Below are 24,590 nucleotides of genomic sequence, written 5' to 3'. Positions count from 1 at the left end.
TTTAATCAAGCCATGCTTTTCAATTCGGTCCAATTTCTGCTTTTTTTTATCGTCATCACGCTTGCTTATTACAGCCTGCGCTGGAACCTGCGTTGGCTGTTGTTGCTGCTTGCGAGTTGTTATTTTTATTTGGTTTTCAAACCGATATACATCTTAATTCTGTTTGCTACCATTGTTATCGACTACTTTGCAGGAATTTGGATTGCCTCCGCCGAAGGGGCCAAACGCAAGTGGCTTTTGGTCATCAGTATTTTTACCAACGTCGGAATTTTAGCCGTTTTTAAATATTTCGATTTTTTTGCCGAAAGTTTCAACGCCGTCTCGTGGAAAGTAGGCTTGGAATGGAGTTTGCCCATCCTAAAACACCTAAACCCCGACCTTATTTTACCCATTGGCTTGTCGTTTCATACGTTTCAGGCCATGAGCTATACCATCGAAGTATATCGTGGAAATCAGCAAGCAGAACGGCATTTTGGGATTTACGCGCTGTATGTGATGTTTTACCCACAACTGGTTGCTGGCCCCATCGAACGCCCGCAAAACGTCTTGCATCAATTTCACGAAAATCATGCTTACGATTGGGAAAACATCAAAGCAGGACTGACACGAATGGCTTTTGGTTTGTTCAAAAAGGCCGTTATTGCCGACCGCCTCGCCTTGATGGCAGGCCCAGCTTACCTAGACCCACAGCACCACAATGGCCTTACGTTGTTGGTCGCGACGTTCTTTTATACCTTCCGAATCTATTGCGATTTTTCGGGTTACTCTGACATTGCTTTGGGAGCGGCCCAGGTCATGGGTTTCAACCTCATGGAAAACTTCCGCACTCCTTATTTTTCAAAGTCCATTGCCGAGTTTTGGGGACGATGGCATATTTCGCTATCGACTTGGTTTCGAGACTACTTATACATTCCTCTCGGCGGGAATCGAGTGGGTGAAGGCAGGGCTTACCTCAACCGATTCATCGTTTTTCTAGCAAGTGGGCTCTGGCACGGTGCTAGTTGGAATTTTATCATTTGGGGAGGATTACACGGAAGTTATTTGGTTGCCGCCTCTATTCGCGACAAATACTTAAAACGCTGGAACATCACACTGCCCAAAGCAACTTGGTATCTTTACCTCCAAACCGCCATCACATTTGTACTTGTGATGCTGACCTGGGTATTTTTTGCCGTGGGCGACAACCCCAAACTCACCGTTGGAGAAGAGGTTCGCCATTCTTTTATTATTCTGAAAAAAATGACGCAACTTTCTTTCCATGAGCCCCTTCAAGCAGCGCTCAACAACGTTGAAATGTGGTTTTCGGTAGGGCTTATTCTTCTTTTACTCATTAAAGAACACTATGTTTTACACATCCCGACCCGCAAAAACGTTGTTTTCTGGACAGTCTTTGTGACAGTATCTGTCTTAACCTACTTCTTTGGCGTTTTCGACTCCAATCAGTTTATTTATTTTCAGTTTTAGGAAACTTCCGTGGTTCAGGTTTTGAGAAACCTGAATCGCAAAACTTCGGTTTTGAGAAACCGAAGGCACAGTTGAGAAACCGCAGGCACGGCACAAAAAAACCTGTGGGTCGAAACCCACAGGCTGGATATATAAACTCCAAGAAACAAAGAAACTACGTTAGCGAAGGCAATTTACAACTGAGATGCTAAAATTGCAATACCTTCTTTAAAACTATGTGGATTATATCCCAAAATTTCATTTGACTTATCCAAAACAAAGCCCGTACGCGCTGGTCGCTTGGCAGGTTGGGTAAAATTAGAAGAATCAGCTTCGGCAATCAAGCCTTTATCTAACCCAAAATAATCGGCAGTCATTATCGCCATTTCGTAAGGAGTTAGTAAATCTTTACCTGAAATATTAAATACTCCTTCGGCTTCTTTATCGGCAATTAAAAAACAACCCATGGCCAAGTCTTCGGCTAAAGTAGGCGTGCGCCATTGGTCGGTTACTACTTTGATATTCTTTCCTTCCTCCAACGATTTTTTTACCCAAAGAATGATATTGGAACGAGACATATCAAACGCAATGCCATAGACCAGCACCGTCCGAGCGATAGCCCACCGAATGCCCGAATGCTGAACCACCTTTTCAGCAGCATATTTGCTCCACCCGTAAAAACTCAACGGATTTGCTTCGCCTTCTTCGGTATATGGGCCTGCGGCACCGTCAAAAATGAAGTCTGTCGATACGTGACAAAGAAATATATCGTGCTTACGGCACGCTTCCACCATGTATTCAACGGCTTTTACGTTTTGTGCCCAACACGTTTCCTTTTCAAATTCACACTGATCCACATTGGTCATCGCCGCTCCGTGAACAATTACATCTGGCATCGTTTTTTCGATGACAGATGCGACTTCTTCGGGCTTGGTAATGTCCATTGAAAAATAGTCATATCCTTCTTTAAAAGGAAGACGGTTTTCGCCGCGTGCCGTAGCAATCACCTTTTTATCAGACTGTTGAGTAAGAAGTTCTACTAATTTTTGTCCCAACAAACCGTTAGAACCTGTCACAAGAATTGTTTTCATACGCGCAAAGATAGTACCTCATGCCAAACCACAAACATTAAGTTTGTGGTTTGGCATTAAAATGAGGTTAAAAAACAATGGTTAATTACCTGAAATTTCTCAAGGTATAGGTGAATGTCATCATGTAATAACGCTGCAAAACCCGCGTCCTAACATCCTCAATGTAAGTAGAGGTAATGTTACGGCTTACACTATTGTTTTGGCGCAAGACATCAAACGAACTTACTTTCAACTCTCCTGCCTTATTCTTCAAGAATTTATAACCTACGGCGGCGTTCCAAAGGGTAAAATTCAGGTTAAAATCCTGCCCAAGTCCCGTATAGAAAGTATTGTTGATATTCGTATTGACGAAGAAACCACTTTTGGTCGCCCAGTTGATTTTGAAGTTACTATTTTGATAATAATACGTTCCGTCAAGTGCGGGCTGGAGGGAGTTTTTTACCGTATTATAGTTTCCATTCACCGAAAAAGTAAAATCAAGCTGCTCGCTGATATTACTACTCAAGACCAAACCACCCGTGATAGATTGTGTATTTGCAATATTTTCTGCTAGGTTAATCAAGCCAATGGTGCGGGTATAACCCGTTCCGATGTTGAAATTCAAATTACTTTTCAGCGACGTAAGTGGCATACCGTACGTAATAAATGAGCGAACATTCCAGTTTCCGTTGACGTTGACGGGCTGGGTAAATTGAGAACCAGTCCGTAAAGTAAAGCCTGCCACTACCGTATCTCTGGTGGCGATGAAGGTAGTATTGCTAATGTTGTTTTGGGTAAACGACCCGTTAAAATTGATAAAGAAACTGCGGGCGGTTTTTGCCTTTGTAATCCCGTACCTAACCGACATATTATGGTTATACTCTTGCTTCAAGTCAGGATTCCCCGTTTTGAGCAACAATGGATTGGAGTTATCCACCACATTTTGTAATTGGCTAATAGAAGGCGCATTGGTGGAAGTACGGTAATTGATTCGCAAACTTTGGCCATCGCTTCCACGGTACATCAACATGGCCGATGGTAAGAAGTTATTGAACGAACGGTTTACCTCAAATTCTGTCGGATACGTCTGTTTTCCAACGAGTTGGGCATTTTGGTAGTTCAATTCGGCCGTTACCATCGTTTTTTTGATGCGCAAACGATAACTACCGCCAAAGCGGTTGGTAATGTAGGTATTGTCAAACTCATTGGAAAGGCGCAAATCAGGCGAGCTGTATTCGCTCGTTGCTTGGTTAAAATTATAAGTATTTCTTTCTGAATAATTTTTGGTGTACGATGGCACGTAATTGAGTTGTAATTGCCCACCCCGACCTACATTTTCGGTCAAAGAAATATTACTCGAAACCGTGTAGCCATTTCCTCTGCTTTCGGTTTGTTGGTCGGTAATTTGCAAGGAATCAGCCGTCATACGCCCAAAATATTGATTGGTTGATTTCAATGAAGACTCTCCCACGCGGGCATTCGATGAAGTGGTTAATCCAACTGAAATCGTACGGCCAATTTTGCCAAAACGGTGACGCCACAGAATCGTATTTCCCCAGTTATTCCCATCATTTTGGTTTTGGCGATTGGTTTGCGTTTGGTTTAGCGCCTTTCCATTTAGGCTATTTGCACCCAATAAACTACTAAAAGCTGTATTGTCTTGAATACTAAAACGCGGCGTAATGATGACGGAGTTTTTGTTATTGATGGTATATTCCAAACGGGCATTTACGCGGTGGTTAAAGTTATTATTTGACGAATAATAATTCTCATCATACAGTTGGCCTGCACCTTGGGTTGTAAAAAACGTACGTGCCAAATCCGTTGTGTTGGTATTTTTAGCATTGTTAAAAAAGTAACTGCCCGTCACTTTCCATTTTTTCCCCCAGTTATCAGAATAGTTCAACCCAATTGCATTGGTCGTTGTAATACCGCTTTGCTGTCCTGCCAAAAAATTATCTGAGGCATTTCCCCCGCCAAAATTTCCACCACCACCGCCACCACGATTTCCGCCGCCGCCACGGTTTCCACCGCCCCCTTGGCCTCCCCCACCTGAGCCACCTAATACGCCCAACAAGTCTTCTGTTCCAAAGTTTTGTTGGTTGATATTATTAGACATCCCGATGAGCGAAATGCGGGTATCTTTCTTAAAATAGTTGGTACTTCCGCCAATCATGTAGCGGTTGTCGGTACCGTAACCTGCGTAGGCTTTTCCAAATTGACCATTATTACGGTCGGAGCGCGTAACGATGTTGATGGTTTTGGTAGTTTGTCCGTCGTCAAAACCCGTAAACTGCGCTTGGTCACTGAGGCGGTCGAAGACTTGAATTTTGTCAATAACCTCAGCAGGCAGGTTTTTTAGGGCCAGCGTCGCATCATCCCCAAAAAACTCACGCCCGTCCACGGTTACTTTTTGTACGTTTTCGCCTTGGGCTTTTACCTGCCCGTTTTCAATGGTGATGTTGGGCATTTTTTCCAACAAATCCTGCGCGTTGGCGTCTTTGTTTACTTTAAATGCGCTGGCGTTGTAAACGGTCGTATCGCCTTTTTGCTCCACGCGCTCGGCTACCCCTTTCACAATGACGTCTTTCAACAACTGAGCATCAGGTTTAAGGGCAATTTCTCCCAAATCGGGGCTAGTCCGACGAAAATTAAGGCGCTGATCATACGAGATATAACCAATATACGAAGCCACCATGCGATAACTCGCCGAGGGAACATTTTTGATAGAAAACCGCCCAGAAGTATCGGCGACAACCCCAAACCGTGAGGTTGAATCGGCGGTATTGATCAAGAGTACATTGGCGCCAATGAGGGCAGATTTGTCGTTAGCATCGATCAGGCGGCCTTTTACTTCAATCGTTTGGGCTACCGCCAAACTAGCTGAACACAGAAAAATAAGGGCAAAAATGTAACGTATTTTTGTCATGGTGTATGTTATTTCACAATTGGATAGTTGAAATAGCAGAAAGTTTAGTCACAGAAGTATGAAAAGCGATGAAACGCCCAAGAACACCGACGATAAGGCGACTATTTACCGATAAAGATTTTGCTGTTTTTGGGCTTTAAGAAATATTGGCTTTACTTGTAACCTAAATCTTAACATCACCCTTTTCCCTCTCATGAATCGTCGCGACTTTTTTCAACAAACTGCCCTGAGCGGGGCTGCCTTGTCGCTCCCCACTCCTACGCCAGCCCCAGCGGCCGTTGCTCCCTACAAACTAGGGCTTGCATCTTATTCCTACTGGCATTTCAAAACGCCCAAAGTACCCATCGAAACGGTGATTGACGAAGCCGCTCGCCTCGAAATTGAAGGAGTGGATATTTTGCACCGCCAAATGGACAGCGAGGACAATGCCTATCTCCAAAAACTCAAACGCCATGCTTTCGTCAACGGCGTGGACTTGATTTGTTTGTCGATTCACCAAAGTTTTGTGTCGCCCGATGCCGCCGAGCGCCAGAAAAACATCGACCATACCTTGCACTGCATCGAATTGGCCTATAAAATGGGTATTCCGTCGATTCGCCTTAATTCGGGCCGTTGGAATACCATCAAATCGTTTGATGAACTCATGGCCAAGCGGGGCGTAGAACCCATTTTGCCAGGCTACACCGAAGACGACGGCTTCAAATGGTGCATTGATAGCATCGAAAAATGCCTCGCCAAAGCCGCCGAATGCGGGGTGATGTTGGCACTCGAAAACCACTGGGGACTTACCTCTACTCCAGAAGGATTGTTACGCATTCGGAAAGCGATTGATTCACCTTGGTTGGGGGTGTTGATGGATACAGGCAATTTTTTGGAAGACCCTTACACCAAACTCGAAAAAGTAGCCCCCGTCGCCAATTTTGTACAAGCCAAAACCTACTACGGAGGCGGCGAGTGGTACTCGCTCGACTTAGACTACAAGCGTATTTTTAATATCCTTCGCCAAGCCAACTACAAAGGCTACGTGGCCCTTGAGTTTGAAGGCAAAGAACCCGCCGAATCGGGTGTTCGCAAAAGCGTGGCCATGCTTCGCGAAGCCATGAAAGGCTAACGCCAATCCCACGCGACGATGTTCCACAAGTCGATGTGGTCTTCGTGGGTATGAATGGTACGAAAACCCACGCGCTCGTGCGCCCGCGTCGAGCGCGTATTTCGTACCGCAATTTCGGTCACACATAAGTCAAACTCGCCCGAAAGCTGGCGCTTGTGCTCCGCATATAAGCCATCAAAAATCCCCTGCCCACGGTGCGATTGCGCCACGCAAATTTGACCCATTACGTAATAACGTTGTTCGCTCAACGGTTTTCCTTCAAAGTCTAAGCCTGAAATAATATCAAACATTGGTACAAGTTCAGGAATCAACTGCCCAAAGGTACGGGGCATTACTAACGCGTACCCTACCAACAAATCTCCGTCTTTGGCGATGATTTGGGGTAAGGCATCGTTCATTTTTTTAATGGATTCAAACGAATGTTCGACCGTCGTAAAACCTTGGTCTTGTTGGTACTCTGACGGGGTGTTTTTGTATAAATTTTGGCGTTGAAGCTCCAACACCTTACGCAAATCTTCGTCGTTTTGGGCAGAAGTAAAAATCACCGACATGTCGCTAACGGGTTAAAAAGTAGAATGGCCGTAAAAGTAACAACAGGCTTTCAGCAACCCAAACATTCCCCGTATCTTTGTCAACACATTCATCCAACCTAAACACTTATGCTAAAACAACCTTTACTTCGGCATTTTTTGTCCATTGCATTCTGCTTAGTTACTTTTTTATCTTTTTCCCAAACCCCCATCCTGCCCGAGCGCGAACGAGCCCGCGTTGTGGATGAAATTTTAGAAGACCGCTTCAACAACCTATTGCCACAGTTGATGCGGCGTGAGGGAATTGACATGTGGATTATTATTTCGCGAGAGTACAACGAAGACCCCGTCATGAAGACGATGCTTCCGAGCACTTGGCTTTCAGCGCGCCGCCGTACAATCATGGTTTTTTACGATGCAGGCGGGGACAAACCGTTGGAAAAACTGGCCATTGCCCGCTACGACGTTGGTAATTTGCTCAAAGGCGAGTGGGATATCAACGTGCAGCCGAACCAATGGCTGGCACTTGCGAAGGTAATTGATGACCGAAATCCCAAGAAAATTGCCTTAAATTTCTCCAAAGACTATGGTCATTCTGATGGGCTAACCTACACCGAACACAAGGAATTTATGGCAGCTTTGGCCGAAAAACAAAAAGCAAAAATTGTTTCAGCCGACCGCCTCGCCGTAGCTTGGCTCGAAACGCGTAGCGAAAAAGAAGCGGCCATTTATCCAATTATTTGCCGTATTTCACACCAAATTATCGAAGAAGCTTTTTCGGAAAAAGTTATTCACCCTGGCATCACCACCACCGACGATGTGGTTTGGTGGATGCGTCAAAAAGTAACAGATTTGGGGCTTGAAACGTGGTTCCATCCGACGGTGGACATTCAACGCCTTGACCCTGAAAGCTTTGACCATTTACGCACGTTTTCAAAACGCCCTTCCAAACAGGTCATCATGCCAGGCGACTTGCTACACTGCGATTTTGGCATTACGTATTTACGCTTAAACACCGACCAACAACAACACGCGTATGTCCTACGCCCAGGAGAAACAGATATTCCTGAGTTCTTGAAAAAGGCTTTTACGCAAGGTAACCGTCTGCAAGATATTCTCACTGACCGCTTTAAGGTAGGAACAACGGGAAACAAAATGTTATTGGAATCGCTCGAACAAGCTAAAAAAGAAGGTATTACAGGCAGTATTTATTCTCACCCAATTGGCGTCCACGGCCACGCCGCAGGGCCTACGATTGGGATGTGGGACCAGCAGCAGGGCGTACCTGGCACGGGCGATTATCCATTGTTCCAAAATACCGCCTATTCCATTGAGTTAAATGCGGCCGTTGAAATTCCTGAATGGAAAAAGACCATTCGGATTATGTTGGAAGAAGACGGCTATTTTGATGCCAACGGGTTTCGTTATTTGGACGGTCGGCAAAAGGAAATGTTTACCATTCCCAGAAAAGTAGCGAATGTCAAATAAAAGCAAAGAGGCTGCCAGATCTGGCAGCCTCTTTGCTTTTATTTGACTTGCTCAGGCCACAGCAAACCCCGAGTATTGCCTAACAGTAGGAGCAATAAATCCGAGTACGATATCCGTTGAAGGTACGCCTCGTTCCATGAGTTCGTCGGCAATTAGTACGTCCGTATTATTTTTTTGAATCCATATTTTCCCATCAATAATATCAAAATGAAATGCAGTAACGTACACAAACTGTTGTCGATGCCAACCTACGGAAAGTAATTGATAATGGTGATTCACTGTATCAATTACTACTTGTGATTTTACCTCAGGAGTTAACACTTTTTCTACTGAAGCATATTCTTTCAGTATGTCAAGAATAATTTTTTGGTAAGTTAATGTCTTATCCATTGTTGAATCGTTTGAGTTTCATGGTTAAATATAAGACAATTCAGCTTCTTTGCTGCTATAACTTTCTTAATAAAAGGTCTCTGAAAAAAATCATTCCATGCAATTTCTGGAATAGCTAACCACATTTTTCTATCAGGGTCAATTTCTTCCAACGAAAACATATAGTTATCATATTGACCTATCGCTTTGTGAAATTCTGTAACAGGCGACTGTCCAATAAACGATTTTATTTCAACCGCAATTTTTTCATTATTTCGGGTCGCAGCAATCAACCTCTCAGCTCCTAAATCGGCAAAGAGCTCAACTTCACCAATTGTTAAATCAAGAGGATCAGCAGTAATAATCCAACCTTCTTTTTCTAATGCGAATCGCACATGAGAATGAAAAACATCTTTTCTCATCTGAATCTATTTTTATATTTTGCCAGCTTTTCAGAACAGTCACCACTCTCAGGAAGTGAGCGACTATTCGCAGGCCTCTGGCCGATTACGAAGGTTTTTCCCCTTTCTTCATCCGATTGGTTATCGAAAGTAACAAGGCTGGCAACAGAATCAAGTTGGTACACATCGCTACCAAAAGCGTGATAGAAACCATGACCCCCATCGCTGCCGTTCCGCCAAAACTTGATGCAGCAAAAATGGCAAATCCACAGAACAAAATCGCCGCCGTATAAATCATGCTCAAGCCCGTTCCAAAAATCGCTTTGGTAATTGCTACCGTTGGGGGATGACCATTTTTGTAAATTTCCTGGCGATAACGCGTCAAGAAATACACCGTACCGTCGGAGGCAATCCCAAAGGTGATACTAAAAATCAGAATCGTGGTAGGCTTAAAGTAAATGTCAAAAAAGCCCATAATACCCGCTGTCAAAGCCAAGGGAATCAAACAAGGTAGTTTTGACAACAAAATAATGGGCACTGAACGGAAGAGAATCATCCCAACCAAAGCAATCAGGACAATCGCAATAAGCAAGCTTTCGTATAAATTGCCCAACAAGTAATCGTTGCTTTTCAAAAACACCAAACTATGACCCGTTAGGCTTACGTTGTAGTCTTTGGGGCTAAAAATAGAATCAACTTTCGGACGAATTTCTTTCAGTAACTCTTTGATGCGTTCTGAACCCACATCGGCCATCTGAAAACTCACCCGCGTAATGCTGCGGTCTTTGTTCAAAAACGTATTCAACTGCTTCGCTCCTGCTCCATTTTGGCCTTGTCCTTGCACAAAATCTGACAATTTCGACAACTCCATCGCCCCAGGAAGTACGTAATACTTGGCATCACCTCCGCGGTAGGCTTGGTACAAAAAGCGCGATGCTTCTACAGCCGAAACAGGTTTTGAAAACTCTGGGTAATCAGCCAGCGCATTTTGGAGTGCTTTAATTTTGTACAATGTTCGGGCTTGATTTCCAAAGACACCGTTGGGTTGTTTGGTATCAATCATTACTTCAAAAGGCAAAACTCCGTTGAAATTTTTCTCAAAAAAGCGCAAATCCACGTAGATTTTATCGTTTTTGGGTAAGTCATCCACCACATACCCAATCGCCTTGATTTTGGTCATTCCATAGGCAGAAATCAAAATCATAGCCACCATTACAAGGTAAATAGCGCGGCGTTTGTTGTGTACCAAATAATCTACTTTTGAGAGAATTCCAGCTGCCCATTTTCCATCCAAATGACGTAAATGACGCGCTTTTGGAATATCCATGTAGTGCAATGTGATGGGCAACAACACCAAACAAAGCACATACGTGACCATCACACAAATGGCCGCCACCACCCCAAACTCCACCAACAAAGCACTATTGGTAAAATAAAATACCCCAAAGCCAATCGCCGTCGTCACATTGGCCAGCAAGATCGACAAGCCTATTTGCTTCACCATTTCAACAATGGCCTCGTCTTTATTGCCGTGCGCCTTGAGTTCTTGTTGGTATTTATTGATTAAGAAAATACAGTTCGGCACACCAATCACAATCAACAACGGCGGAATCAACCCCGTGAGGGCGGTAATTTTATACTCAAAGAGCTGCAAAGTGCCAATCGAAAATACCACCCCAATGAGCACAACTACAATGGAAAGAAGGGTAAGGCGGAAAGAACGAAAGAAAACCCACAGAATAAAGGCTGTCACCACCACGGCCAAAATCATAAATAGCGTCATCTCGCTCGAAATCTTCTTCATCATCGTCGTTCGGATGAAGGGCATTCCTGAAAAATGAAGTTCGGTATTGTGCTTAACGGCAAATTCGTTTGAAAACTTCGCGACATCCTCCACAATCGACAAGCGGCGCTTTGAGTTTAGCGAAGCTTCGTTGAAGGTGACTAAAATAAGCGTAGAATTGGTTTTTGAATTCCAGACCAAACCGTCATAAAAAGGCAGGTTTTGAATTTGTTTTTTTAGCGTATCGGCCTCCGCTTGGGTCGTTGGAAGCTGTTTCATGGCGGGTAGGATGTCAAAGCGGCTGGCGCTGTCATTCCGAACCACCTTATAGACACTACCCAGCGAGAGTACATTTTTTATACCATCGGTTGATTTAATTTTTTGCGCAAGCGCTTCCCAATCGCGGAATTTGTTGAGCTCAAACAGATTATCATCTTGCCAACCAATGACCATGATGGCACCATCTTCCCCAAAAAGCTGCCGAAAATACTGGTATTCTTTTTCGGTAGGGTCGTCGGACGGAAGGATACGTGCAAACTTGTACGAAAGCTCGATTTTACTTCCTTCATACCCCATAAAAACCGTTGAAACCAGGATGACAGCTAGCCAAATGAACCGATATTTGATGATATTTTGAGCAATGTTATTCCACATACGCAATGGTGCTTTGTTATACGAAAGTCGCAAAGATACTCAGCCTTCCCGTGATTCAGCCTAAAAAAGTAAAGTTTATTGTCCTTATTGAAGCTAAGTAGAAAATAAAAATGCCCCGATTTTCATCGAGGCATTTCGCATTTACAAGCTTATTTTTTACTTAAAAGTAACAGGCAGCAACAACTTGTCCGCGCCTCTTTGTACTTCTGCTTCTACGGTTTGGCCTTTTTCAAATTTGCCCAACGCTCCCATGTAATCGTAAATGGTGTTGAGGGTATATTTATCTAAACGTAAAATCAAATCGCCTCCTTTGATACCTGCCACTTCTCCTGGACGGTTTTTAGAGACTCCGTCCACCTTGATACCTGGCCCATTGAAGGAATAATCAAGCAATAACCCCATCGTTACTTTGAAACTCATGTTGCGGGCCATTGGCATGGCCGTTTCGCGGTATTCTAGGCGATTGGGAAGTTTATCAACGGCGTTCACAATCCCAACTACGGAATTGAGAATTTTGGCTTCTCCTTCAAAGTTAATCAATTCAATGTCATCGCTTGGCTTGTGGTAGTCGCCATGAACCCCCGTAAAGAAGAATAAAACGGGGATTTTCTTTACATAAAATGACGTGTGGTCGGAAGCGCCCGCGCCTGCGGAATCAATTTTAAATGCCATTTTATCGCGTTCCAACACGGGTGGAATCACTTGTCCCCATGTAGGGCTTGTTCCCCACCCACCAACAGTAATTGCTTTGTTGGCGTCAAAACGGCCAATCATGTCAAAATTAAGCATCATATTGACCGTTGATAAGTCGATGGTAGGGTTGTTGGCGTAGTATTTTGAGCCTAATAAACCCAGTTCTTCTGCCGAGAAACAAATAAAAAGAAAATTGTGTTTTTCTTTGACTTTGTTTTTGGCAAAGTGGCGCGCTAATTCCAATACCCCCGCCACGCCCGACGCGTTGTCGTCGGCACCATTGTGGATTTTCCCTTTACTGTCGGGAATCAATGAGCCACGCTGATAGCCTTCGCCAAGGTGGTCATAGTGCGCACCGATGACAATGGTACGGTCGGCGCCGTTATCCAAAAAACCAACCACATTGCGGGCGTCTAATACGTGTACTGTATCAAGATTCGCCTTAAAAGGCTGTTCGTATCCATTGGTTCCTTTGGGTTGAAGCCCAATTTCTTTGAAATACTTCGCAATATAATCCGCCGACATTTTTTCTTCTTTCGTGCCCGTTCCACGGCCTTTCAGTTCGTCAGATGCCAAGTACGAAATATGTTTTTGGACGTTTTTGGCAGAAATGTCTGATTTTTGGGCGTACAATGAACCCGCTGCCAAGCAAGCTACTAATAGTATTTTTTTCATTAGAAGAATGTGATGAGTAAATAGTTTAAAGCAATCGAGGATCAAATCGGTAAGGCTCTTGAGATACCACTTTTATTTTTTCCATCTTGGGATGGAGTGGATTTAGTAAAAAATTATATTCATCTTTAACAATAGCCGATGGAACTTTTAACCCAAGCGACGATTGTCTTTGAAGCCACTCGTTGGTCAACTCTTGGAGAACCATCGGCGGAGTCAGTGACGACCAATCCTCAGGTAAGAGTTTCTGGTCGAGGGATTTTATTTCGCCATCAGGAATCCAAATGATACTTAGGATATATTCTGAAGGCACATAAAATGCAGGAATATGCACCAACACCTCCAAAGTTGCCAAGGCTCGGCTACCACTCGTATATACAACTGCGCTACCTTTTTTATTCCACCGTCCCCCTGCCAGTTTCGCACCCGTTCCGCTCAAATCATTGGCATACTGCGCTTTACTCAATCGAAATACCTCCATTTTTAAGCTAATACGCCGTGAGCAATACGGGTAAGTTCGTCGTGAATCCATTGAAAGCCAAAAGGTGTATCCAGTAATTCCGTGGGTTTTTTACCACTTAAAACAGGATTGGGGTAATTCATCCAGCCGACAAAACGAGCCAACTCTCCAAATACTTCCTCTCCCCACTGGTACAAAGCAGCTAACTGAAGTGCATAAGCAGTAGCTTCTTTCCCTAGGCGTTTCTCATCGGGATACCTCTGTAACGTCCGCTCTGAAAGATGCACAATATCAGCTATTTCTCGTTGGGAAAACGAAAGGTTTTGCGCCAAAGCCAACAACGCTTTTTTTGAAATTCCTTGCCGACTCAACGAAATTAAGTCCATTGCCGTTTGCAACGGTTTCGCAGTGATTTGATGTTGTCCAAAATATTTAAGCCCGACCATAACATACGACGTTTGACGTAAATTTAACGACAAATTTCGCACGAATGTTCTCCAAAGAGAATTTTTATTTATTTTTCACTCAACTTTTTTAACCATTAACTACTTTGAAGGCGTAGGCCGCCAGCGAAACGACTGCGCATCAATGGCCCGCATGGTACACAAAATACCGTCGAGGTGGTCGTATTCGTGTTGTAAAAGTTCAGAAAGCGCATCTTCCATTGACCATTCTTGCGGCTGCCAATTTTCATCCATATATTTAATAATCAACGACTTATGCCGCTCGACTTTTACCAACAAGTTGGGAAAGCTCATGCAGTCGTCCCACAATTCAAACGTTTCTTCGCTCAAATTGACCAGTTCTGGATTAATAAACACCACAGGGCGGTCAATGTTCATGTAAATCAACCGTTTCATAATTCCCAACTGCGGCGCAGCAATGGCCCTCCCAAAGCCGTACTTTGTGCGCACTTCTTGCATTACATTATGGAGGTCGGCAATCCAGCCCAAAAGCTGTTCTTGGTCTTCTTTTATGACTGGCTCGCACACCTGATACAAACGTGGGTCTCCCAGTAAGATTAAGTCGGCTAATGTTTTCATTTGTTACTTCTTATCTCAGCACAGTTAAACGTAAATTAAATCCTTTATGTGTAGTCGGTTTCTCACATGTGTGCCGTTGGTTTTGAGAAACCTCTTCTGCCAGATTTGAGAATCTGGCAGCACAACACGGTGCCACTCTTTATAATAAGTTACAAGTATCTTAACGCCACTTTTCGCTTTATGATTTATATGATTTGAATTCCTTTTACTCAAGCCAAACTCCTCGCCAAAATGCAAAATACAGCAATAAAACTCATACTATTACTGGGTTTTGTTTCGGTTTTTTCCTTCACAGGAACGGATACACTCCAAAACGAATACCGAGCGGAAGGTGCCGCCGATTCCAACCGTGTCTATGTTCCTGACGACCTTGAGGCTACCCTTTGGGCCGAAGCGCCGATGTTTTACAACCCCACCAACATGGACATCGACGCCAAAGGGAGGGTTTGGATTACCGAGGCCGTCAACTACCGCAATTTTAACAATAAACCTGACCAAAAGCTCACCTTCAACGAAGGCGACCGAGTGATGATTTTGGAGGACACCGACGGAGACGGCAAAGCTGATAAATCCAAGGTGTTTGTCCAAGACAAAGATTTGGTTGCTCCCTTGGGTATTGGGGTCATTGGCAACAAAATCGTGGTAAGCTGCGCCCCCAATATCATCATTTATACCGACGAAAACGGAGACGATGTTCCCGACAAAAAAGAGATTTTCTTGACTGGTTTTGGTGGCCTCGACCACGACCATTCGCTGCATTCACTCACGGCAGGGCCCGACGGAAAATGGCATTTTAATACAGGTAACGCAGGGCCACACAATGTCAAAGACAAAAGTGGCTGGGCACTGCGTTCGGGCAGTATTTATACGGGTGGCACTCCCTACAACAAAGAAAATCAGGGCAATCAAAGAAGTGACGATGGCCGTATTTGGGTAGGTGGCCTGTCCCTGCGGATGAATCCTGATGGAACGGGCTTAAAAGTGATGGCGCATAATTTTAGAAACAGCTACGAAATCGCCATCGACAGCTACGGTGATTATTGGCAAAACGATAACGACGACCAAGTGGTCACCTGCCGCACCAGCTGGGTAATGGAGGGGTCAAACGCGGGCTATTTTAGTGCCGATGGTACGCGTACTTGGCAAGCCGACCGCCGACCTAACCAAGATATGTTCACAACCCACTGGCACCAAGAAGACCCAGGCGTATTGGTCGCAGGCGACAACACGGGCGCAGGCTCTCCCACAGGAATGCTCGTGTATGAAGGCGACGCCTTGGGCGAAAAATACCGAGGTACCGTTCTCAGTTGTGAAGCAGGACGAAATGTGGTATGGGCGTACTGGCCTAAAACCAAAGGAGCTGGTTTTGATTTCTCGCAACGGGTCGATTTTATCAGCAGTTTTCCCAAAGTCGAAGAACACTACATTTGGCATGAAACTGGAAAAGATAAACGTAAGTGGTTCCGCCCCAGCGATGCCGCCACGGGTCCCGATGGCGCTATTTACGTCGCCGATTGGTACGACCCCGTGGTGGGCGGCCACCAAATGCACGACAAAAAAGGCTACGGACGGATTTACAGAATCACGCCCAAAGGCAAAAAATTAAGCACTCCCACCCTCAACCTTGGTTCGGTCACGGGGCAAATTGAAGCCCTGAAAAACCCCGCCATCAATGTCCGTAACCTTGGTTTTGTGGCCTTGCAAGCCCAAGGAGAAAAAGTAATTCCAGCAGTCAAATCTCTACTTACGGATGAAAATCCCTTTGTTCAAGCACGCGCCGTTTGGCTCTTGGCACAATTGGGCGAAACGGGAAAAGCCGAAGTTGAGCGGTTGCTATTTCAAAGCACCAACACACGGCTACAAACTGCGGCATTTCGAGCCCTAAAGCACGATATTTCACCCTCAAGCTCACCAAATGAAATAGAGCAACAAGTGGCTTTGTGTCAAAAGGCGCTCAAAGTGACCTCCCTCCCACTTAACCGCGAAATCGCCATTTCGTTGCGGGATGTCCCTTACACTGCTATGGCAAGTTTGGTTTCGCCGCTCGAAGCTGCTTTTGATGGAAAAGACCGTTATTATTTAGAAGCTTTAGGAACGGCTTTGGACGGAAAAGAAGAAAGCTATTTTCAAGATATCCGTCCCAAATGGCCCCAAAATGCCGTTAATTGGACTTCCCAACAGGCTTGGATGGCCTGGCGACTTCATCCAAAAGCAGCATTGGCTGATTTAAAAACGCGAGCATTCTCTCCGACTCTCTCTGCCGAAGAGCGCAAAAGAGCCATTACGGCCATTGCGTTTATCAAAGACAAATCGGCTGCGCTTGCCATGCTTGATTTAACAAAAAGTACCTTGAAAGACGTCGCCGAACAAGCTTTTTATTGGGTCAATTTCCGTAAAACCAACGATTGGCAGTCTCTGCTTGATTGGCAGGAAGCGGCCGCTACGCAACTCAGCCCCGCTCAAAAACAAATGCTGGCTTGGAAAGACATCATGATGGACGCCAATACACCCATCGCAAAACGCGAAGAAGCCGCCAAAACGCTTGCTGGAGATGTCTTTGGAGGACAGTTGCTGCTCGCCGCCGCCAGTGAGAATAAAATTCCGAAAGAGTTACGCTCTTCTGTAGCCCAGGCCATTTTTAATAACCCCGACCGCAGTATTCGGATGATGGCGGGAGATTATTTTCCGCGCCCAAGTGGGAAGGGACTATCGGTGAGTTTAGCCGCAAGTTTCCCCGCCGACCTTGGTAAAGGCAAACAGATTTTCCAAACGCATTGCACGTCATGTCATCGTTTTGAGCAAGATGGTAAAGAAATTGGCCCTGATTTGACCTTGATTGGGAAGAAGTTTGACAAAGAAGGGCTGCTAGATGCCATCATCAATCCCAGTGCCAGCATGGCGTTTGGCTACGAACCGTGGATTATCCAAACGAAAGACAAAAACACCTACTATGGTTTTGTGGTGGGGGATGGTGTTACGGTGATTTTGAAAGATGTAGCAGGAAAAACCCATAGCCTTAAAGCTTCACAAATTGCCTCACGCCAGCAGCTAAAAAATAGCTTGATGCCCGACCCTTCTTCGTTAGGACTTAAAGAAAAAGACTTGTCGGATTTGGCGGGGTATCTATTGAAATTCAATTAAAAGCTAAAATCACCCAAATGAAGTTCATTATAAGTGTATTTCTTTTTTTATCGTTGGGGGCTATTGCCCAAACTACTTCGCATACATTATGGTATGACAAACCCGCCTCCGAATGGTCAGAAGCCTTGCCCCTGGGCAATGGTTTTATGGGAGCGATGGTTTTTGGAGACCCCTTGAAAGAACACCTCCAACTGAACGAAGGCACTTTATATACGGGCGACCCAAAAGGCACTTTCAAAAACATCAACGTTCGGAAAGATTTCAAACAAGTGAGCGATTTGCTGCAAGCCAAAAAGTACCAAGAAGCACAAGCGCTCATTGCCAAAGAGTGGTTAGGAAGAAACCACCAATTGTACCAACCGATGGGGGATTTGTGGGTAGAAGTCAACCACCAGAATACGGCCATTACTGATTACAAACGCAGTTTGGATATCTCTTCGGCTACTGCTACCACGCAGTACAAAGTGGGTAATACTACTTATAAAAGAACGTATTTTGCGAGCTATCCCGACCACATCATTGTTCTAAAAATGACCGCAGAAGGAGGTGGAAAAATAAACGCAACCTTTCATTTATCAACCCCACATACCCCTACGGCAACTTATTTGGCCCAAAGCAATACCTTGTCTATGCAAGCCCGAGTGCCAGGATTTGGCCTAAGGCGTAGTTTTGAGTTGGTAGAAAAACTCGGTGACCAGCATAAATACCCCGAACTCTACGAAAAAAATGGTCAACGTAAGCCCGAGGTTGAGAATATGCTGTACAACGACAAAATAGGAGGTTTGGGGATGTCATTTGAAACCCGCGTAAAAATTCGGAATCAAGGGGGCGTTGTGAAGGCTGAAAAGGACAAAATAAAAGTCAACGATGCTACTGAAGTCATTGTCATTTTAACAGCCGCAACGAGTTACAATGGTTTTGATAAAAGCCCTGCTTACGAGGGCGTTGACCCTAAAAAAAAGGTAAATCAATACTTGAAAGCCGTTGAAAACAAAACTTTTCAGGATTTATATAAAACCCACCTGACCGACTACAAAACCCTCTTTGACCGCGTAGATATTCAACTAGCTGCCGAAACCGAACAATCTCAATTGACCACCGACCAACGGGTTTCTCTTTTTTCAAATGGCAAAGATCCTTCATTTTCAGCACTTTACTTTCAATACGGCCGTTATTTGATGATTGCAGGCTCGCGCCCAGGCGGGCAGCCGCTCAATTTACAAGGTATTTGGAACGACCTCATGGTGCCGCCCTGGAATGGCGGTTATACCATCAACATCAATGCCCAAATGAACTATTGGCCTGCCGAATTGACCAACTTGTCGGAATGTCAAGAACCTTTTTTTAAAGCCATCAAAGAACTGGCTATTAATGGCCAAGAAACCGCCCGAAATATGTATGGCAACGAAGGCTGGGTGGCGCACCACAACATGGATATATGGCGACACAGCGAACCGATTGACAACTGCAATTGCTCTTTTTGGCCGATGGCGGCTGGCTGGCTCACGAGTCATTTTTGGGAAAAATACTTATTTAACGGCGACAAAGCATTTTTGAAAAATGAAGTGTTTCCACTGCTCAAAGGAGCTGTTCAGTTTTACCAAGGCTGGTTAGTAAAAAACGAAAATGGCTTTTTGGTTACGCCCGTGGGACACTCGCCCGAGCAAAATTTCATTTATGAAGATAATAAACAAGCCACCTTTAGCCCTGGCCCTACCATGGACATGGCCATTGTGCGCGAATCTATGGCACGATACGTGGAAGCTTGCCAAACTTTAGGAATCAATGATGCTTTTACCCAAAGTGTGCAGAAAAATTTATCACAATTACTGCCTTACCAAATCGGAAAATATGGGCAATTGCAAGAGTGGCAAGAGGATTTTGAAGATGGGGATGTCCAACATCGCCACTTTTCGCACTTGTATGCCATCCATCCCAGCAATCAAATCAACCTCCAAACTACGCCCGAGCTCGCCGCTGCCGTCAAGCGAGTCATGGAACGACGTGGTGACCTGGCAACAGGCTGGTCGATGGGCTGGAAAGTGAATGTTTGGGCAAGGCTCAACGACGGTGACCACGCCCTAAAACTCCTTTCTAACCTCTTTCAACTGATAAAAACTTACACAACGCACATGCAGGGTGGAGGTACTTACCCCAACCTCTTTTGTGCGCATCCGCCGTTTCAGATTGATGGAAATTTTGGAGCAACGGCAGGTATTGCCGAAATGCTTGTGCAAAGCCACGCGGGCGAAATTCATTTACTTCCTGCCTTGCCCCAAGCGTGGCACACAGGAAAAGTAAAAGGACTCAAAGCACGCGGAGGGTTTGAAATAGACATGGAGTGGGCCCAGGGTAAACTTACCAAAGCAGTGATTCATTCAAAACACGGCGGACATTGCCGAGTGCGAACAAACGAAAACCTGAGCGTTCAGAATACGAACATCCAAACACAAACGGGGAGCAATCCCAACCCTCTTTTTAGTTTTATTGACGCAGGTAAACCTATGATAAAAAACGCAACAAAGTCCAACATAACACCTGCTAATCAAGGATTTGTGTTGGACTTTGAAACAGAAAAAAAGAAACAACATTTGCTCAAGTAACTTAAGTATTTGTGCAATAATAGACTTTCCAATTTTTAGGCTCATACTATTGATAATCAGAAGAGTTATAAACTTGGAAAGTCTCGACTAATTCGGCTTAATTACTTAAGTGATGATGCAAAAATAGACTTTCCAAGTTTTAGGCTCATACTATTGATAATCAGAAGAGTTATAAACTTGGAAAGTCTCGACTAATTCGGCTTAATTACTTATTACAAACGAACAACTTCGCCCGTACGCACTGATTCGTCGCACGCAAAAGCAATTTGAAGGCTATTTACGGCATCGGCCATGTGGTCAGTCAAGTCCACATCTTCGGTAATCGCTTTTAAGAAATAGGCTTGTTCGCGGTTGCACAACTCTTGGTGGTCTGGCTCGTCGGTCAAGTTAATCCACTCATCAGGTTTTGTAAATGCGTTGTTTTCGTCAATATCGGCATGGTGATAACGCAACGACTCCGTTTTTGTGTGTGCGTCCACGTTGTCCGATTTACCCGCCCCACCTGCATCTTTTGCCACAATCGACACGCAACCTTTAGGGCCTACGACGTCTTTCACAAAAAATGCCGTTTCGCTCATCATCGGGCCCCAGCCTGCTTCGTACCAACCTACTGAACCATCCTCAAAACGGATTTGGAGTTGTCCGTAATTGTAATTGCCCGCAGGAATATCTTCAGTCAAACGAGCGCCAATGGCCGATACCCAAACTGGCTTTGAACGGGTCATTTGGCACATAACGTCGATGTAATGCACACCGCAGTCCACGATTGGGCTAAGGCTTTTCATCAAATTGCGGTGTACGTCCCACATATAGCCGTGGCTTTGCTGGTTGAGGTTCATTCTCATTACCAACGGTTTACCAAGTGTTTGCGCCAATTCTACAAACTTTTCCCACGACGGGTGATGGCGTAAAATATACCCTACCACCAATTTTTTATTAGCTTTCACGGCCGCTTCTACCACGCGCTTCGCTCCTTCAACGGTATCAGCGACGGGTTTTTCGATAAATACGTGACAGCCGTGCTCGAAGGCCATGATGGCAAACGCTTCGTGCGTATCGGGGTAGGTTGAGATACAAACCGCGTCGGGCTGAGTCGCTTGAAGGGCTTCTGCATAATCGGAATACAACGCGTAGCCGCCCCCTAATTTTTCGTTTAATACTTCTTTACTTTTTCCTGTTGAGACAATACCACAGATTTCGAAACCTTCAAAATTATGATAGGCTGTGGCGTGAGAGGCGCCCATGTTACCGCATCCAACGACAAGGACGCGCACTGGTTTGGGGGATGTTGACATAGGTAGTAATGAAAGGAAATGGTTTTAACTGTAAAAGTACATCATTCATTCTTACATACCATCATTTCTTCAAAATGGGCTGTTGAGGTACCGTAATTTTTGAGCAATAAATAACGAGACAGTATAAAGATATTTTATCTATTAAATTTTATTATAATAGTATTAAAATCTATTTATTTGCCTATATTTAATAATTTTTTATTATTTTTTACACAAAAACAAACTTTATATATTTTCATTTTATTCTCCCTCTACCTTTGCAGAAGTTCTTTCAATCAATTGCCGTTTTTGGTTTCAGTAGAATTTGTTTTTGCTGAATTAAAAAGGAATCGTGTGAAATTCACGAACTGACGTGCAACCGTAAATCGCCCAAAGCGATAAGTCGAGACACTTGCCAAAAACGAATTGACGGAGGCTTTCACGAGTCGAAGCCGACGTCAGGCAGTGGGTAAGGAAAGAGCAAATAAGTTTTTCAACTTTTTTGTTTCATTCAACCCCTTTTACTCTAATGCTCAAAAACAACCTTGGGTATCCTCGCATTGGCAGTCGCCGCGAGCTAAAAAAAGCCTGTGAAGCCTACTGGGCGGGCAAAATCTCACAAAGCGAACTGTTAGAAACAGGCCGCCAAATCCGCCTCCACAATTGGCAGCTTCAACAGCAAGCAGGCATTGACCTCATTCCGTCCAACGATTTTTCTTTGTACGACCATGTGCTCGACCTCAGCCTAACAGTGGGGGCTATTCCTGCTCGCTACCAAGAAATCTTAAATGCCAATCCTCAAAACAATTCCCTCGATGTCTATTTTGCCATGGCTCGGGGCTATCAAAAAGATGGGCTTGACATTAAAGCGCTTGAAATGACCAAATGGTACGATACCAACTACCATTACTTAGTGCCTGAGTTTACCAAAAATCAGACTTTTAGCCTTTCTTCGGACAAAGTTTTTAATGAGTTTGGCGAAGCCAAATCGGCAGGAATTTTGACTAAACCTGTGCTTCTAGGCCCTGTTTCTTACTTGCTTTTGGGCAAAGAAAAAGAAGCCGATTTTCACCGCTTAGACCTTCTGCCTCGCTTGCTTTCAGTCTATTACGACATCATTGAGCGGCTGACTCAGCAAGGAGCTGTATGGATTCAATTCGATGAACCTTGCCTTGCGCTTGATTTAACCTACAACGAAAAGGACGCCCTCCGAACGGCCTACGGAACGATTCGTACCCGTTTCCCCCAACTTAAAATTATGCTGGCCACGTATTTTGACGGCTTACGCGACAACCTGCTGGTAGCTTCTCTCTTGCCAGTTTGTACGCTACATGTCGATTTGGTACGTTTCCCCAGTCAATTTGATAACCTATTAACAGCCATTCGCGAACCGATGTCGTTGTCACTTGGTATAGTTGACGGCCGCAACGTTTGGAAAAACGACTATACTCGTTCTCTCACTTTCATCCAAAAAGCGATAAATAAGTTAGGCGAAGCAAGGGTGATGATTGCACCCTCTTGCTCCTTGTTGCACACGCCCTGTGATTTAGCGTTGGAGGAAGACGAAAACAGACTTCCCTCGGAGGTAAAGCAATGGATGGCTTTTGCCAAACAAAAACTTCAAGAAATCAACGACTTACACCTTATCGCCACCCAAGGAGACGACGAAAAATGGGTGCAAAATAAAGCCGCGATTGAAAGTCGGCGTACGTCTCAATTGATTCACAAACTGCACGTAAAACAGCGCGTTGATGCACTTAATGAGGCCGATACGCACCGTAAAAGCCCCTTCTCAACCCGTCAACACCTTCAAAAAGCGTTGCTACAGCTGCCCACATTCCCCACAACGACCATTGGTTCGTTTCCACAAACAGATGCCATTCGTCAGCTACGTGCTCGCTATAAAAGCGGCGAGATTTCGCCGCAACACTACGAAGAAATCATCGAAAACGACACGAAGGATGTGATAAAATGGCAGGAAGAAATAGGTTTAGATGTACTGGTACACGGCGAATTTGAGCGAAACGACATGGTGGAGTATTTCGGCGAACTGTTGGCAGGGTATGCTTTTACGCAGAATGGTTGGGTGCAAAGCTACGGTTCGCGTTGCGTGAAACCACCGATTATCTATGGCGACATCGAACGCCCACAACCCATGACTGTACGATGGGCTACCTACGCCCAATCGCTGACCTCAAAACCAGTAAAAGGCATGTTGACGGGGCCGATTACGATTTTACAATGGTCGTTTGTGCGGGACGACCAAGCCCGAAGTGAAACAATGTTTCAACTTGCCTTGGCCATTCGCGACGAAGTATTGGATTTGGAAAAAGAAGGTATTCGAATCATCCAAATCGACGAAGCTGCGCTGCGCGAAGGGCTTCCGTTACGAAAAAGCGACCGACAAGCGTATCTGGACAATTCCGTGAAAGCCTTTCGGGTGGCGTCATCCGCAGTCGCTGACCAGACCCAAATCCACACGCACATGTGTTATTCGGAGTTTAATGACATCATAGCATCCATTGCAGAAATGGATGCGGACGTTATTACGATTGAAACGTCTCGCTCACAAATGGAGTTGTTGGACGCCTTTCATACCTTCAACTATCCCAACGAAATTGGCCCAGGCGTGTATGACATCCACAGCCCCCGCGTGCCAAGCGTCGATGAAATGGTGCAGTTATTAGAAAAAGCATTGGCCGTTCTTCCTGCCCATCACCTTTGGGTCAATCCCGACTGTGGTTTAAAAACACGACGTTGGCCCGAAACGGAATTAGCCCTAAAAAACATGGTTCAGGCAGCCGCACAAGTACGTACGTCAGTGCTAGAAACGGCTTAAAAATGAAAGGAGAAATGAACTGATTCGATAAGATTTACTACCAAATTGTTGAAAGCTGAAACATTTAGCGTTAACATTTGGTAGTAA

Annotated in this window: 17 protein-coding genes and 1 riboswitch; of the genes, 6 read left to right on the top strand and 11 right to left on the bottom strand. The window is 44.7% G+C overall.

The features are described 5' to 3' along the window. Nucleotides 1–12: 12 nt before the first annotated feature. Complete coding sequence (locus tag AC23P2_RS06515) at nucleotides 13–1,464, top strand: MBOAT family O-acyltransferase (RefSeq protein WP_487772440.1); 1,452 nt, start codon at nucleotides 13–15, stop codon at nucleotides 1,462–1,464. A gap of 173 nt (nucleotides 1,465–1,637) precedes the next feature. On the opposite strand, the gene AC23P2_RS06510 is transcribed toward AC23P2_RS06515, so the two are convergent. Both AC23P2_RS06510 and AC23P2_RS06505 read right to left on the bottom strand, forming a co-directional pair. Further along, nucleotides 1,638–2,534 carry an SDR family oxidoreductase gene (locus AC23P2_RS06510; protein ID WP_487772439.1) on the bottom strand — a complete coding sequence of 299 codons (897 nt, stop codon included), beginning with the start codon at nucleotides 2,532–2,534 and terminating at the stop codon, nucleotides 1,638–1,640. A gap of 85 nt (nucleotides 2,535–2,619) precedes the next feature. Further along, a complete protein-coding gene (locus AC23P2_RS06505; protein WP_487772438.1) occupies nucleotides 2,620–5,442 on the bottom strand; it encodes a TonB-dependent receptor in 2,823 nt (940 codons plus the stop codon). 193 nt (nucleotides 5,443–5,635) lie between these two features. Between AC23P2_RS06505 and AC23P2_RS06500 the strand changes: the two genes are divergently transcribed. Continuing rightward, entirely contained in the window at nucleotides 5,636–6,553 is a 918-nt protein-coding gene (locus AC23P2_RS06500) for a sugar phosphate isomerase/epimerase family protein (protein ID WP_487772437.1), read from the top strand. On the opposite strand, the gene AC23P2_RS06495 is transcribed toward AC23P2_RS06500, so the two are convergent. Beyond that, a complete protein-coding gene (locus AC23P2_RS06495) occupies nucleotides 6,550–7,104 on the bottom strand; it encodes a GNAT family N-acetyltransferase (protein ID WP_487772436.1) in 555 nt (184 codons plus the stop codon). The genes AC23P2_RS06500 and AC23P2_RS06495 overlap by 4 nt on opposite strands. 108 nt (nucleotides 7,105–7,212) lie before the next feature. Between AC23P2_RS06495 and AC23P2_RS06490 the strand changes: the two genes are divergently transcribed. Continuing rightward, nucleotides 7,213–8,571: a M24 family metallopeptidase gene (locus AC23P2_RS06490; RefSeq protein ID WP_487772435.1), complete on the top strand. Its 1,359-nt coding sequence runs from the start codon at nucleotides 7,213–7,215 to the stop codon at nucleotides 8,569–8,571. A gap of 51 nt (nucleotides 8,572–8,622) precedes the next feature. Here the strand turns inward: AC23P2_RS06490 and AC23P2_RS06485 are convergent, their stop codons facing one another. The 7 genes from AC23P2_RS06485 to AC23P2_RS06455 form a co-directional block, all read right to left on the bottom strand. Further along, nucleotides 8,623–8,961 carry an element excision factor XisI family protein gene (locus AC23P2_RS06485; RefSeq protein ID WP_487772434.1) on the bottom strand — a complete coding sequence of 113 codons (339 nt, stop codon included), beginning with the start codon at nucleotides 8,959–8,961 and terminating at the stop codon, nucleotides 8,623–8,625. Further along, a complete protein-coding gene (locus tag AC23P2_RS06480) occupies nucleotides 8,946–9,362 on the bottom strand; it encodes a XisH family protein (protein WP_487772433.1) in 417 nt (138 codons plus the stop codon). Before AC23P2_RS06480 ends, AC23P2_RS06485 begins: the two co-directional genes overlap by 16 nt. A gap of 85 nt (nucleotides 9,363–9,447) precedes the next feature. Beyond that, a complete protein-coding gene (locus AC23P2_RS06475) occupies nucleotides 9,448–11,778 on the bottom strand; it encodes an efflux RND transporter permease subunit (RefSeq protein WP_487772432.1) in 2,331 nt (776 codons plus the stop codon). A 156-nt stretch (nucleotides 11,779–11,934) separates the two neighbouring features. Beyond that, nucleotides 11,935–13,146 (bottom strand): M20/M25/M40 family metallo-hydrolase, encoded by a 1,212-nt coding sequence (locus tag AC23P2_RS06470; protein WP_487772431.1) that lies wholly within the window; start codon nucleotides 13,144–13,146, stop codon nucleotides 11,935–11,937. A 25-nt stretch (nucleotides 13,147–13,171) separates the two neighbouring features. Next, nucleotides 13,172–13,624 (bottom strand): RES family NAD+ phosphorylase, encoded by a 453-nt coding sequence (locus AC23P2_RS06465; RefSeq protein ID WP_487772430.1) that lies wholly within the window; start codon nucleotides 13,622–13,624, stop codon nucleotides 13,172–13,174. A gap of 2 nt (nucleotides 13,625–13,626) precedes the next feature. Beyond that, nucleotides 13,627–14,049: a type II RES/Xre toxin-antitoxin system antitoxin gene (gene parS / locus AC23P2_RS06460; protein WP_487772429.1), complete on the bottom strand. Its 423-nt coding sequence runs from the start codon at nucleotides 14,047–14,049 to the stop codon at nucleotides 13,627–13,629. 99 nt (nucleotides 14,050–14,148) lie between these two features. Continuing rightward, the gene (locus tag AC23P2_RS06455) at nucleotides 14,149–14,646 is read right to left on the bottom strand and encodes a peptide deformylase (protein ID WP_487772428.1); all 498 of its coding nucleotides are present in this window, start codon (nucleotides 14,644–14,646) and stop codon (nucleotides 14,149–14,151) included. Between the two features lie 231 nt (nucleotides 14,647–14,877). Between AC23P2_RS06455 and AC23P2_RS06450 the strand changes: the two genes are divergently transcribed. Then, nucleotides 14,878–17,787 carry a PVC-type heme-binding CxxCH protein gene (locus AC23P2_RS06450; protein WP_487772427.1) on the top strand — a complete coding sequence of 970 codons (2,910 nt, stop codon included), beginning with the start codon at nucleotides 14,878–14,880 and terminating at the stop codon, nucleotides 17,785–17,787. A 17-nt stretch (nucleotides 17,788–17,804) separates the two neighbouring features. Then, complete coding sequence (locus tag AC23P2_RS06445; RefSeq protein WP_487772426.1) at nucleotides 17,805–20,390, top strand: glycoside hydrolase family 95 protein; 2,586 nt, start codon at nucleotides 17,805–17,807, stop codon at nucleotides 20,388–20,390. A 212-nt stretch (nucleotides 20,391–20,602) separates the two neighbouring features. Here AC23P2_RS06445 and AC23P2_RS06440 read toward each other — a convergent pair whose 3' ends face one another. Next, on the bottom strand, nucleotides 20,603–21,685 hold the full coding sequence (locus AC23P2_RS06440; RefSeq protein ID WP_084332361.1) for a Gfo/Idh/MocA family protein: 1,083 nt from the start codon (nucleotides 21,683–21,685) through the stop codon (nucleotides 20,603–20,605). Nucleotides 21,686–21,957: 272 nt separating this feature from the next. Continuing rightward, a riboswitch (cobalamin riboswitch) is annotated at nucleotides 21,958–22,098 on the top strand. Nucleotides 22,099–22,193: 95 nt separating this feature from the next. Between AC23P2_RS06440 and metE the strand changes: the two genes are divergently transcribed. Continuing rightward, nucleotides 22,194–24,503, top strand: coding sequence for a 5-methyltetrahydropteroyltriglutamate--homocysteine S-methyltransferase (gene metE / locus AC23P2_RS06435; RefSeq protein ID WP_487772425.1), 2,310 nt, complete (start codon nucleotides 22,194–22,196; stop codon nucleotides 24,501–24,503). Nucleotides 24,504–24,590: the final 87 nt, after the last annotated feature.

The organism is Runella sp. R0.1_18 (assembly GCF_057652155.1).
The sequence above is the reverse complement of the archived record's forward strand: the minus strand, read 5'-3'. Positions and strand labels throughout refer to the sequence as shown.